This window comes from Celeribacter sp., assembly GCF_048259695.1.
GTDB lineage: Bacteria > Pseudomonadota > Alphaproteobacteria > Rhodobacterales > Rhodobacteraceae > Celeribacter.
Map to the genome: position 1 here is coordinate 42,838 of NZ_JBLXHL010000001.1, position 12,986 is coordinate 55,823.

13 protein-coding genes are annotated in these 12,986 nt (G+C 60.3%); 6 read left to right on the forward strand and 7 right to left on the reverse strand.

All coding sequences use genetic code 11. The annotated features are described in order from the left end of the window. Nucleotides 1–48 precede the first annotated feature (48 nt). Nucleotides 49–786, reverse strand: coding sequence for an SDR family oxidoreductase (locus ACN0Q0_RS00225; RefSeq protein WP_417241336.1), 738 nt, complete (start codon nt 784–786; stop codon nt 49–51). Continuing rightward, nucleotides 786–2,558 (reverse strand): IlvD/Edd family dehydratase, encoded by a 1,773-nt coding sequence (locus tag ACN0Q0_RS00230; RefSeq protein WP_417241337.1) that lies wholly within the window; start codon nt 2,556–2,558, stop codon nt 786–788. The genes ACN0Q0_RS00225 and ACN0Q0_RS00230 overlap by 1 nt, the downstream gene beginning before the upstream one ends. Nucleotides 2,559–2,728: 170 nt before the next feature. Between ACN0Q0_RS00230 and ACN0Q0_RS00235 the strand changes: the two genes are divergently transcribed. Together ACN0Q0_RS00235 and ACN0Q0_RS00240 are read left to right on the forward strand one after the other, a co-directional pair. Continuing rightward, complete coding sequence (locus ACN0Q0_RS00235; RefSeq protein WP_417241338.1) at nt 2,729–3,220, forward strand: hypothetical protein; 492 nt, start codon at nt 2,729–2,731, stop codon at nt 3,218–3,220. Between the two features lie 40 nt (nt 3,221–3,260). After that, nucleotides 3,261–3,962, forward strand: a complete 702-nt coding sequence (locus ACN0Q0_RS00240) for an RraA family protein (RefSeq protein WP_417241339.1) — start codon at nt 3,261–3,263, stop codon at nt 3,960–3,962. Between the two features lie 205 nt (nt 3,963–4,167). Here ACN0Q0_RS00240 and ACN0Q0_RS00245 read toward each other — a convergent pair whose 3' ends face one another. Together ACN0Q0_RS00245 and ACN0Q0_RS00250 are read right to left on the reverse strand one after the other, a co-directional pair. Continuing rightward, on the reverse strand, nt 4,168–5,091 hold the full coding sequence (locus ACN0Q0_RS00245) for an NAD(P)-dependent oxidoreductase (RefSeq protein WP_417241340.1): 924 nt from the start codon (nt 5,089–5,091) through the stop codon (nt 4,168–4,170). Nucleotides 5,092–5,115: 24 nt separating this feature from the next. Then, complete coding sequence (locus ACN0Q0_RS00250; protein ID WP_417241341.1) at nt 5,116–5,877, reverse strand: SDR family oxidoreductase; 762 nt, start codon at nt 5,875–5,877, stop codon at nt 5,116–5,118. Between the two features lie 127 nt (nt 5,878–6,004). On the opposite strand from ACN0Q0_RS00250, the gene ACN0Q0_RS00255 reads away from it, so the two are divergent. From ACN0Q0_RS00255 to denD, 4 genes are all read left to right on the forward strand, one after another. Next, nucleotides 6,005–7,036: an L-idonate 5-dehydrogenase gene (locus ACN0Q0_RS00255; protein WP_417241958.1), complete on the forward strand. Its 1,032-nt coding sequence runs from the start codon at nt 6,005–6,007 to the stop codon at nt 7,034–7,036. Next, nucleotides 7,036–7,635: a LysE family translocator gene (locus tag ACN0Q0_RS00260; protein ID WP_417241342.1), complete on the forward strand. Its 600-nt coding sequence runs from the start codon at nt 7,036–7,038 to the stop codon at nt 7,633–7,635. The genes ACN0Q0_RS00255 and ACN0Q0_RS00260 overlap by 1 nt, the downstream gene beginning before the upstream one ends. A 9-nt stretch (nt 7,636–7,644) precedes the next feature. Then, the gene (locus tag ACN0Q0_RS00265; RefSeq protein ID WP_417241343.1) at nt 7,645–8,796 is read left to right on the forward strand and encodes a fumarylacetoacetate hydrolase family protein; all 1,152 of its coding nucleotides are present in this window, start codon (nt 7,645–7,647) and stop codon (nt 8,794–8,796) included. A gap of 94 nt (nt 8,797–8,890) precedes the next feature. Then, nucleotides 8,891–9,856, forward strand: coding sequence for a D-erythronate dehydrogenase (denD, locus tag ACN0Q0_RS00270; RefSeq protein ID WP_417241344.1), 966 nt, complete (start codon nt 8,891–8,893; stop codon nt 9,854–9,856). Nucleotides 9,857–9,915: 59 nt separating this feature from the next. Here the strand turns inward: denD and ACN0Q0_RS00275 are convergent, their stop codons facing one another. The 3 genes from ACN0Q0_RS00275 to ACN0Q0_RS00285 are packed head-to-tail and all read right to left on the reverse strand — an operon-like array spanning nt 9,916 to nt 12,884. Then, nucleotides 9,916–10,698: an HpcH/HpaI aldolase family protein gene (locus ACN0Q0_RS00275; protein WP_417241345.1), complete on the reverse strand. Its 783-nt coding sequence runs from the start codon at nt 10,696–10,698 to the stop codon at nt 9,916–9,918. A gap of 11 nt (nt 10,699–10,709) precedes the next feature. Then, a complete protein-coding gene (locus tag ACN0Q0_RS00280) occupies nt 10,710–11,657 on the reverse strand; it encodes a 2-hydroxyacid dehydrogenase (protein ID WP_417241346.1) in 948 nt (315 codons plus the stop codon). A gap of 57 nt (nt 11,658–11,714) precedes the next feature. Next, complete coding sequence (locus ACN0Q0_RS00285) at nt 11,715–12,884, reverse strand: pyridoxal phosphate-dependent aminotransferase (protein ID WP_417241347.1); 1,170 nt, start codon at nt 12,882–12,884, stop codon at nt 11,715–11,717. Nucleotides 12,885–12,986 lie beyond the last annotated feature (102 nt).

The following is a 12,986-nucleotide window of genomic DNA, read 5'->3' on the forward strand; positions in this document are numbered from 1 at the left end:
CAAGGCCCGCCCCTTTCTCGGGAGGTAACTGAGGGAACGCGCGCGACGTTAGCCGCGTCCGATGTAGGGCATGTTGGACGCCATCACCGTCATGAATTGCACGTTGGCCTCAAGCGGCAGAGACGCCATATGCAGCACGGAATTGGCGACATTGTTCACATCCATCACCGGCTCGATCGCGATGGACCCGTCCGCCTGCGGCACGCCCGCGGTCATCTGAACGGCCATGTCGGACATGGCGTTGCCGATGTCGATCTGGCCACAGGCGATGTTGAACGCCCGCCCGTCGAGCGACAAAGAGCGCGTCAGCCCCGTGATCGCGTGTTTGGACGCGGTATAGGGCGCAGAGCCCCAGCGCGGCACATAGGCCGACACCGACCCGTTGTTGATGATACGGCCGCCTTGCGGATCCTGACGGCGCATGATGCCAAAGGCCGCGCGTGCGGCGATGAAGGATCCGATAACGTTGATGTTCATCAGATTGCGGATCGCATCCACATCGGCCTCGTCGATCATGCCGCCTTTCATCGAGACGCCCGCGTTATTGAACAGCGCGTCGACACGGCCCCATGTCTGATAGGCGGTCTCGAACGCCGCCTCGACCTGTGCCTCGTCGGTCACATCCGCAGGAATAGCGAGCGCATTTTCGTGGCTGTCGGCCATCTCTTGGACGGACGCGGCGGTGCGCCCGACGATGCCAACGCGCCACCCTGCGTCCAGAAACACATTTGCCGTGGCTTTGCCGATGCCACGCGCACCGCCGGTGATGATGATTGATTTTGTCATTAGTGATTATCTCTCGGTAGGGTCTTGGCCACACGCTGATAGGCGGTGGCGAGTTCCAGACAGCCGCCTTGGGCCAGTTGACCCACATGTTGGCGGTAGATTTCCTGCCACGGGGTGTGGCTTACGATATCGGGGGGCGACCACGCGGCTTTGCGGGCCTCCCATTCGGCCTCGTCCACGAGCGCGTTCATCGACGAGGTGTTGATGTCGAGCCGCACCATGTCGCCCGTGTTGAGATAGGCCAATCCGCCCCCCACAACCGCCTCGGGCGAGGCGTTGAGCACGGAGGGACTTTCGGATGTGCCGGACTGGCGGCCATCGCCCACGGTTGGCATATGGTTGATGCCGGCGCGGATCATCGCATCGGGCGGCTGCATGTTGACCACCTCGGCAGAGCCGGGATATCCGACACAGCCGACATTGCGGATGAACAGCATACAGGTCTCGTCGATCTCGAGTGCGGGATCGTTGATCCGCTCGTGGTAGTCCTCCGGCCCCTCGAACACGATCGCGCGGGCCTCATAAATTCCGTCCTTGAGAAATCGCTCGCGGAAGTCCTCGGAGATCACCGAGGATTTCATCAAGGCGCTGTCGAACAGGTTGCCCGAAAGCACAAGGAACCCCGCCTTTTCGCGCATCGGTTTGTCATAGGCAAAGATCACGCGGCGGTCTGTAACCTCGACACCGTCAAGGTTCTCGCCCATGGTTTTGCCCGTGGCGCTCATGGCACCGCTATGCAATTTGCCCGCACCGTTGAGTTCCGCCATCACCGCAGGCACGCCGCCCGCACGGTAGAATGCCTCGCCCAGATATTCACCCGCGGGCTGCATATTGACGATCAACGGAATGTCGTAGCCGACGGTTTCCCAGTCTTTGACGTCGAACTCGATACCCGCGTGACGCGCAATCGCCTGTAGGTGCGGCGGCGCGTTGGTGGACCCGCCGATGGCCGAACACACGCGGATTGCGTTCTCGAAGCTTTCGCGGGTCAAAATGTCCGACGGCTTGAGATCCTCATAGGCCATTTCCACAATGCGCTGACCCGTCTTGTAGGCCATGCCCATGCGCTCCTGAAACGGCGCAGGGATCGCGGAGTTGCCCGTAAGCGTCATGCCCAACGCCTCCGCCATCGCGTTCATCGTCGAGGCCGTGCCCATCGAATTGCAATGGCCAAGCGAGGGCGCAGAGGCACAGGCGCGGTCCATAAACTCGTCCCAACCGATTTTACCATCCGCCAACAAACGGCGGCTTTCCCAGATCACCGTGCCAGACCCGACAAGCTTGCCCTTCCAATGGCCATCGAGCATCGGACCGCCATTGAGACCAATCGCGGGGATGTCCATCGTACAGGCCGCCATCAGTTGCGAGGGCGTGGTTTTGTCACAGCCCGTGGTCATCACCACCGCATCAATCGGATAGCCGTACAGCAATTCCACAAGGCCCAGATAGGCCAGATTGCGATCAAGTGCCGCCGTGGGGCGCTTGGCATTCTCAAAGATCGGATGCACGGGAAATTCCATCGGAATACCGCCCGCGTCACGGATGCCCGCCTTGATCCGGTCCATGAGGAACACGTGGATCTTGTTACACGGGCTGAGGTCCGAGCCGGAGTTGGCGATGCCGATGATCGGCTTGCCCGCCTGCAACTCCTCGCGGGTGAACGCCTGATTGAGGTAACGCTCGAGATAGAGCGCGGTCATGCCCGGGTTGTTGGGGTTGTCGAACCACTCCTGGCTGCGGAATTGTTTGTTGGCGCGGGTATCGTGAGACATGCGTTCCTCCCCGAAGGCATGAGAGTTCCAGAGTGCAAGGCGCGGCGATTCTTGTATTTACCTGCACGCTTAAAGATGGTCTGATTTGGTATACCAAGACAAGCAGATTTTGGTATACCAAAATTATTTTCGCCGTTTTGCCTGCACAACGCGGCCAACTGGAGACCGTCATGAGACAGATCACGCGCCTCGCCACAGGCATCGCCTTTGCAATGGCCACCACCCTGCCCGCCCTGCCCCTTTGGGCCGGAACCACCATTGCGGACGTCGACGCCTGTATGGACACCGCCGCCGAAAATGGCACCCTCCCAACCGCCTGTGTTGATAACGCGCACAAAGAGTGCCTTGAATTTCCCGAGGACATGCAGGCCTCCGCGGCGCTGTGCTTTACCCAAGCGCGCGAGATGTGGACGGACGGGATCAGCGCAAAACTGGACGATATTACCGCGACCGCCCCACCGCAAATCGCCAAAATCGCAGGCATCGAAGTCAAATACGACCTCTTGTCCGCACTGGTCCAATGCGACCGTATGGAGGAGCTGAACGGCCTGCGCGAGGAGGCCACCGCCGAGGAGATTCTGCGCCAGAAAACCGCCTGTACCGCAACCGCAAGCGGGCTTGCCTATACCAAACTGGCGTGGCGTTCGCGGCAATTGCCATAAAGCCGCGACCGGAACACCCCCAACCCCAAAGGATCACACCATGATCGAAGCCCCCGCCCTGTTGACCATCCACCGCAAGACCCGCCGCCCGACAGCGGCGCAAATCGCACGGTTCAAGGATCTGCCAAGCGCCTTTGTCGCGGATGCCATGTCCGGTCGCGGATGCCTTGCCACCCCCATCGGCCCGATTGGTGGCGGGCGCGATTACCCGTGCAACGTGGTCGGTCCCGCCCTTGTGGCCGACAACAGCCCCGCCGATCTCCTCGCCACGGGGGCGGCGCTCAACATCCTTCAAAAAGGCGACATCGTGGTGGCGGCCTTTGATGGCTACCAAGGCTGCGCGGCGGCGGGGGATCTGGTCATGGGGATGATGAAAAACGCAGGTGCTGCGGGCTTTGTCACGGACGGGCCGATGCGCGATTACGAGGGGATCGTGGCCGTGGGTCTGCCCGCCTATTGCACCGGCCTGAACGCCAATTCGCCCTATGCCAATGGCCCCGGAACCGTGGGCGCGGGCGCTGTTGTGGGTGGTGTGCGGATCGAAACCGGCGATCTTTTGGTCTGTGACAGCAACGGTGTCGTGGTCGTCCCGTTTGACAAAATCGACGCCGTGGCCGAGGCCGCCCACGCGGTCAAAGCCGCCGAGGCCGAATTTGAGGAGCAGGTACAATCAGGGGCGCAATCGAGCTTTCTCGACCTTGACGCCATGCTCGCGGATGGCCGCGCGGTCTTTGCCGACTAACAGGCCTCTCCAGACAAGAGAACGGGCCGCAAGGAGATGATCCTGCGGCCCGTTTTTGCGGCCATCGCGATGGCGGTACTGCCTGTCCGTCTACCGGATTTTGCCCGACAGGGGTCCGACACATGTCCGACACAGAGCAGACGCGGTTTTTTCCAATGATTTCAACGCAAAACCCGATCAGGCCACTTTGGCCGGTGACACGGGGTTACGCTTTGCCCTTGGCCACTTCGTCGGCCATATTGAGACCGTTGAGATCGCCCACAATATCCGACAGCGTGATGATGAAATCCTCGCCTTTGCCAATCGCCTCGGCATGGGTGAAATAGTGTTTGGACGCCGAGGCCATGACGTTCACCGCACCGGCCTCTGAGGCCATCGTGTTGAAATAGCGCAGGTCCTTGGTCGCGTTGGTGATGGAGAATTTGTGGATTTCCGCATCGCGCCCGATGGCATAGGCCATGAACGTGTCAAAGAACCCGTTCGACAGGCGGCTGTCGCCGATCACCTTGGCGTAGACCTGTGGGGTCAATCCCGCTTTGGTCGCCACGACAAGCGCCTCGGCATAGAGGGAGGCCATGCCCATCGATGTGAAGTTCATCAGCAACTTCATCTTGTGGCCCGCACCCGTCGGACCGACGTGATTGATGGTCCCCGCCCAACATTCGATAATCGGCAAAACCTGTTTGAAAACAGCATCATCTGCACCGACCATCGCGTCGAGCGTGCCGGCTTCGGCCTCTTTCGGGGTGCGCCCCAAAGGCGCGTCAACCATCACACCGCCCTTCTCAGCCAAAGCCGCTGCAAGCGCCTCGGTGGAGGTCGGATCGGCGGTGGTGGTATCAACCACAATCAAGCCCTCACGCATCCCCGCAAGGATGCCGTCAGGACCGTGAAACACCGCCTCGACCTGCGGCGAGTTGGACAGGCAGATGTGGATCACATCGCAGTTTTCCGCCATCTCACGCGGCGTTGCGGCTTCGGTCGCGCCCATGCCCACAAGGCTCTCGACAGGGGTGCGGTTGCGATTGCCCTTCACCCAAAGCGGATAGCCGCCCTGCAAGATATTCTTGGCCATGCCGTGGCCCATAAAGCCGACGCCGATAAAACCAACGGTTGGTTTCGTAGTCATTTTGATCTCCTCCCAAAGACGAATTTAAAGACTTGCGGTGATTCCACCGTCGACGAACAGCGTATGGCCATTCACAAAAGACGACGCCGCAGACGACAAGAAGATAGCAGCGCCGACGAGTTCCTCCACCCGTCCCCAGCGACCAGCGGGTGTGCGTTTTTCGAGCCATGCCGAGAAATCCGCATCCGCCACGAGCGCGGCGTTGAGCGGCGTGTCGAAATAGCCCGGCGCAATGGCGTTACAGTTCAACCCGTGCTTGGCCCAATCGGTCGCCATGCCCTTTGTCAGGTTGGTCACGGCGCCCTTGGACGCGGTGTAGGGCGCGATGGAGGGACGTGCGAGTGCGGACTGCACCGAGGCGATGTTGATGATGCGCCCCGTCCCGCGCTTGATCATGTGACGCGCCACGGCTTTGGACACGTAAAACACCGAATTCACATTGGTGCGCATCAGCGTGTCAAAGGCCTCGGCGGGGAATTCCTCAAGGGCGGCGCGGTGCTGCATCCCTGCGTTATTGACAAGGATATCGATCGCACCGTGTTCGGCCTCATAGGCATCCACCGCGGTCAATGCCGCATCGGCGTCTGTGACGTCAAAGGCGAGCGTATCAACACTGAACCCGTCCCCGCGCAACGTCTCTGCGGCCTCTTCAAGTCGCGCAGCATTGCGTGCGTTCAGCACCAAATGCGCCCCTGCCTCGGCCAGTCCTTTGGCGAGGGCATAGCCGATGCCCATCGATGAGCCTGTGATGAGTGCGCGTTTGCCTGTGAGATCGAATAGCTGCATGGGTCCTCCAAAAATGCACTGCGCCGGCCATTGACAATCAGGGCCGAAATCGCGTTCATAATTTTGGTATACCATTTTTGCCCCGTTGCAAATAGCAACGATGAGGACTGTCTTGGAGGACACCACGATGACGGCGCTTTACGCCCACGGACCGCGCGATTTGCAACTTGGCGACTGCGAAACCCTCGCCCCACAGGCGGGCGAAGTTCGCGTCAAAATGGCACGCGGTGGCATCTGCGGCTCGGACCTGCACTACTACCTGCATGGCGGATTTGGCACCGTACGCCTGCGCGAACCGATGGTTTTGGGACATGAAGTGTCGGGGTATGTGACCGCTCTGGGCGCGGGTGTCGACGGATTGGCCGTGGGCGATCTGGTCGCCATCTCGCCCTCGCGTCCCTGCGGCAATTGCCCCGAATGCGCACGCGGCAATCCCAACCACTGCGCCAATATGCGATTCTACGGCTCCGCCATGCCGTTTCCCCATATTCAGGGCGCGTTTCGCGACGAACTCACCGTGATGCACAGCCAATGCGTCAAAGCCGGGGGGCTGACCCCCGCCGAGGCCGCCACCGCCGAACCGCTCGCCGTTGTCCTGCACGCCCTGCATCAGGCGGGCGATCTGTTGGGCAAGCGTGTTTTGGTCACGGGATGCGGCCCCATCGGGTTGCTCACCATCCTTGCCGCCCGCCGCGCTGGAGCCGCCGACATTATCGCCACCGACATCTCTGATCGCGGGCTTGAGTTTGCCCGCAACGCCGGTGCCAACATCACGATCAACACCCTCACAAATACGGACGGGCTTGCCGTCTACGCCACGGGAAAAGGCACCCTTGATGCGCTGTTCGAATGTTCGGGCGCGCAGGTGGCATTGGCCGGTGCGATCCCCGCGATCCGTCCCAAAGGCGTCATCGTTCAGGTCGGCATGTCCGGCGATATGACCCTGCCGATGCAACAAATCACCGTCAAAGAGCTGCACCTCAAAGGCTCGTTCCGCTTTCACCCCGAATTTGCAACCGCGATTTCCCTAATGCAGCAAAAGCTGATCGATGTGACCCCGCTCATCACCCACAGCTTCCCGCTTGCGCAGTTCCAAGAGGCGTTTGACACCGCCACGGATCGCGAAAAGGCGATGAAAGTCCAATTGGTGTTTGGCTAATGCTCACCTACGCGGCGGCCGTCCTGTTTTTGATCATCACCCCCGGTCCCGGCGTTTTGTCGGCGGCGGGGGTCGGCTCTGCCTTTGGCTTTCGCCAGGCACTGCGCTATCTGATCGGGCTGTTCATCGGTTCCAACATCGTCGGCGCCGCCGTCATTTCGGGACTGGCCGCCGTCATCCTCGCCAACCCCGCAATCCGCACCATTCTCATGGTCGCCTCGCTTGCCTATCTCGTCTATCTGGCTGCCAAAATCGCCTTTGCGGGGGCCAAAATCGCCTTTGTCGAAAGCAAACGCGGGCCGGGTGTCGGCGCGGGCGTTTTGCTTCAGGTCATCAACCCAAAGGCCTACGCCGTGAACACCGCCCTGTTTTCGGGCTTTTCCTTTGCGCCCGACAACTACACCTTTGAGGTCGTGATAAAATTGCTCGTCATGTATGTGATCTGGCTGCCGATCCACCTCGGGTGGGCCTATGCCGGCGCGTCCTTGCACAAACTCAACCTGTCTCATGTCGCACAGCGGCGGATCAATTATGCTATGGCGGGCGCGATGCTCACCGTGGTGGTTTTGGCCGTGATCGCGACCTTTAAAACGGTATAGGAGCCGCTCATGCTTCCCCATTCCAACCACGCCCCCGAGGGCACTTTTGTCGGTCGTATCTGGCGCGAGGGCATCGGCCCTTGCCTTGTCACCCTGCGCGGTGACACGCTTGTCGACATCACCTCCAAAGACGCGCCGACCCTGCGCGACCTGATGGAAATGGACGATCCTGCGGGCTATGTCAAAGCCGCCAAGGGCGCACAGATCGGGACACTGGGCGAGCTTGCGCACCACTCCACACCCGACGCCGCCGCCGATGCACTGCGCCTGTTGGCCCCGTGCGATTTGCAAGCGGTCAAAGCCTGTGGCGTGACCTTTGCCGAAAGCATGGTCGAACGCGTGATCGAAGAACAGGCCGCCGGTGATTTTGCCGCCGCCGAGGCCATTCGCGCCCGCGTCAAGGACAAGATCGGCGATAGTCTTTCGGGCATTATTCCCGGTTCGGACAAGGCAATGGAGGTCAAGGCGGTGCTACAGGCCGAGGGCCTGTGGTCGCAGTACCTCGAAGTGGGCATCGGCCCCGACGCCGAAGTGTTCACCAAAGGACAGCCGCTCTCCTCCGTGGGCTATGGCGCCGCCGTGGGCCTGCACCCCGTATCGAAGTGGAACAACCCCGAACCCGAGATCGTTCTGGCCGTCAATTCACGCGGGCAGATCAAGGGCGCGACCCTTGGCAATGATGTGAACCTGCGCGATGTCGAGGGCCGTTCGGCGCTGTTGCTCGGCAAGGCAAAGGACAACAATGCCTCCTGCTCCATCGGCCCGTTTGTGCGCCTGTTTGACGAAACATATGCATTGCCCGACGTCGAGAGTGCCGAGTTGACCTTGACGGTGACAGGGACCGACGGGTTTGTCCTTGATGGCCATTCCTCCATGACCAAAATCTCGCGCGCCCCTGCGGATCTCGCGGCCCAAACCTGTGGCGCACATCACCAGTACCCCGACGGGTTTTTCCTCTTTCTCGGGACCCTCTTTGCCCCCGTCAAAGACCGCGATGCAAAGGGACAGGGGTTCACCCACCACATCGGCGATGTCGTCGAGATTTCAGAGCCGAATTTAGGCACGTTGACCAACACCGTGCGCCTGTCGCCCGACTGTCCGCCATGGACCTTTGGCGCCAGTGCGCTGATGCGCAACCTCGCGGCACGCGGCCTCATTTAACACGCGGGTCTGTGGCGCGACATGCCACGCCCCCACACCCCGAGACACCATATCCGGAACACCCCCATATTCGGCACACCCAAGGAGTATTCACATGAAAATCTGTATCATCGGCGGCGGCGGTCTCGTCGGCCAGAAACTGGCCAAAGCTCTGGCCAAACGCGGCACCCTCAAAGGCCAGAGCATCGACTCGCTCGTCCTGGCCGATGTGGTTGACCCCGCCCCCGTCGAGGCGCCGTTCACCGTCGAGCGCGTCACCTGCGACATCACCGACCGCGCCTCCATCGCCACCGTGGTCGACGCCGACACCGATGTGATTTACCTGCTCGCCGCCATCGTATCAGGTCAGGCCGAAGAAGAGTTCGACCTCGGCTATGCCATCAACATGTTCGGCACCATGAACGTGCTTGAGCGCGTGCGCGAATTGGGCACCAAAGCCACCGTGGTCTTTACCTCCTCCATCGCGGTATTCGGCGGTGATGTCCCCGACCCGATCACCGACAATTCCTACCTCAACCCGCAGACCTCCTATGGCGGGCAAAAGGCCGCGGGCGAGTTGATGATCAACGACTATTCGCGCAAAGGCTTTGTCGATGGCCGTGCGCTGCGCCTGCCCACCATCTCGGTGCGCCCCGGTAAACCGAACCGCGCCGCAAGCGGGTTCATGTCGTCGATTTTCCGCGAGCCGTTACAGGGACAAGAGGCCACCTGTCCCGTGTCACGTGACTTTCCCCATTACTACCTCAGCCCGCGCAAATGCATCGAGAACCTGATCAAAGGTGCGGAAATTCCCGCCGAACGTCTTGGCCAGAACCGCGCCATGACCATGCCCGGTCGCACATGGACCATCGGCCAGATGATCGACGCCATGACCGCCGTGACCGGCCCGGAGGCGGAAAAGCGCATCAAGTTCGAAGAGCAGCCAGAGGTCTGGGAGATCGTCAAAGGATGGCGGTTCGACATTCACGCGGACAAGGCACTGTCGCTTGGCCTTGAGGCCGACGAGAGCTTTGAGGACAACATCCGTTACTTTCTCGAGGACGACAAAGCCGCGTCCTGACGCACGCGGCTTTGCTCAATCATTCGTATGGAATTTCAAAGGGCTAGGGTGGAAACGCCTTAGCCCTTTTGCCATTTTCGAACATCTGAAAGGCGCGATTTCACCGCCCGTTTCAACAACAGGCTGTCGATGTCGATCGCGGTAAACAGGCTGCCCGCCTCCACGGCGAGATCAAGCATCCCTTGATCCACCGACAAGAATCCCGCCGGTTTCCCCGCCGCGCGGATGCGCCGCAACCCGCTTGTGACCGCCTCGATCACCACAGGATGATCGAGCTGCCCGGGATAGCCAAGCGAGGCCGCCAGATCCGCCGGACCGATGAAAATCGCATCGATGCCGTCCACGGCGGCGATCGCCTCCAAATCATCAAGCGCCCCTTTGGTTTCAACCTGTACCATGAGGCAAATCTCGTCACGGGCGCGGGCGAAATAGCCGTCCACTTCCCCGAACATATTGGCGCGGGTCGCCCCGCCCATGCCACGAATGCCCCGTGGCGGATAGGCCACGGCCTGTGCGGCCGCCTCGGCCTCCGCCACATCACGCACGTATGGCACAAGGATATTTTGCGCCCCGATATCGAGCACGCGCTTGATCTCGGCGGCATCCATATGGGTCACACGGACCACAGGGGCGACATCGTGCCGCCCCATGGCCTGGATCATCTGCAGCACGTTATCGAGGTCGCGCGGCGTGTGTTCACAGTCGATCAGGATCCAATCATACCCCGTCCCCGCAAGCATCTCACCGATATAGGGGTCGCGGATTGTGTTCCACATCCCGATCTGTTGATGCCCCGCCAGAATAGCGCGTTTGAACGGGTTGGCGATCAGATCCATCGACATGGGAACGTTCCTTAATTTACAGGCGTAACGAGGTCACGCCCTTCGAGGTAGGCCACCACATTCGACAACTGGACTTCGGCCATTGCACGGCGGGTTTCCACCGTGGCGGAACCTTGGTGCGGTTGCAAAAGAACATTATCAAGTGCCAGAAAACGCTCGTCAATTTTAGGCTCCCCAAGGAACACATCCAAGGCCGCGCCCTCGATTGTGCCTTGTTCCAGAGCGTCCAGAAGAGCCCCCTCGTCCACGGTCGTACCGCGCGAGATGTTGACCACAACGCCACGCGGGCCAAGCGCCTCAAGGCACGCTTTGGAGACATAATTACGGGTGGATTCGCCACCCACAATCGCAATCACGAGCCAATCCACCGCCTTGGCCATCTCTACGACATCGGCGTGATAGGTCCAGCCCGGCGTCTCTTTTTCCGACCGCGCGTGATAGTGGATATCCATTTTGAACGCGGCCAAACGGTCGGCAATATCGCGCCCGATCCGGCCCATGCCGACCACGCCAACCTTTGCACCCGACATTTTACGGTTCAGCGGAAGCGCCTTGCCCGTGGCCCATGTCCCGCCGCGCACCCACGCATCGCCACGCACCAAATCACGTGCATAGGCAAGCATCATGCCAACGGTCAAATCGGCCACATCATCGTTGAGGACATCGGGGGTATTGGTGACTTTGATACCGCGCGCGCTGGCCGCCTCGACGTCGATGGCATCATAGCCAACGCCAAAGTTTGCAATCACGCCAAGGTTCTCGAACAGGTCCATCTGCGCGCTGCCAAGCGGGTCGTGCCCCTTATAGGCCATGACCCTGATACCCGCGCGGGTCGCCGCATCAAGGGCGGCCATGTCAGCATTTGTAGCCGCGTAAACCGATGGGTATGCGGCCTCTAGGCGGGCGCGTTCCTCGTCAGTCACGGGGGCGCCGACGATCAGGAGAGGCGTATCAGTCATAAGTCGTCCTTTCGGAAAAGATGTTCGATTTGTACAATTATAAGGCCGGATTCACACTCAAAGCAGCTTTCGGATGCGTGAAATAGCCTCTTCGATATTGTCGAGGGAGTTGGCATAGGAGAACCGCAAATAACCCTCCCCCCATGCACCAAAGGAGGTTCCCGCCACGGTCGCGACACCCGCCTCGTCGAGGAACCTGTTTTGCGCCTCCATCGCCGACAGACCCGTCCCCTCGATATTGGGAAAGGCATAAAACGCCCCGCCCGCATCGGCGCACCGCACACCGGGAAGGGCGTTGAGCATGGAGACGATCGCCTCGCGCCGCTTGTCGAACTGGGCCACCATCGACGTCACCGCATCTTGTGGCCCCGTCAGAGCCGCAAGGCCCGCATATTGCGCCGACGCATTGACACAGGAATGATCATTGATGCACAGGCGCGTCACGTGATCGACCGCCGCATCGGGCCACACCGCATAGCCCAATCGCCACCCCGTCATCGCATAGGTTTTGGACCACCCGTCCAACATGATGAGACGGTCGCGAATTTCGGGATATTGCAGGAGCGAGACATGTTCACGTCCGCCATAGAGCATCTGTGAATAGATTTCGTCGGACAATAGTGCGACATGGGGATGATCCAACAAGCCTTTGACAAGTTTGTCAATTTCCTCTTTTGGCGTCACGCCGCCCGTGGGGTTTGCAGGGCTGTTGATAATGATGAGACGTGTCTTGTCGGTGATTTTGGACAGCACGTCCTCGGCCTTGAAGGCAAAGCCGTTTTCCTCTTTCAATCCAATCGGAACAGGCGTGGCGCCGGAGTATTTGATGACACTTTCATAGATCGGAAAGCCGGGATTGGGGTACATGATTTCCGTCCCCGGCTGACCGAACATCAACACTGCAAAGAACATCGTCGGCTTGCCGCCAGGCACAACCACAACGTTATCGGGGTTCACCTCGACACCGTGGCGGCGGTTCAAATCGGCGGCCACCGCCTCGCGTAAAACGGGCAAACCGTTGGCGGGGGTGTAGCCGTGATGCCCATCCTTGAGCGCCTTGATACCGGCCTCGACGATATGATCGGGGGTTTGAAAATCGGGTTGGCCAATCCCGAGGTTGATGATGTCACGCCCTTGGGCTGCGAGTTTGCCCGCGCGGGCCAACACCATGAAGGCACTCTCTGTACCCAGACGGGACAGGCTATCGGCAAAGATCAAATCGGACATGAAGGTTCCTCCCTACGCATCTTTTCCCGCAACTATAGCGGGGTCTTTCAGTTTTGGTATACCAAATGAAATGCGAAAGAAAGTCTGCAAATCCCGCGAATG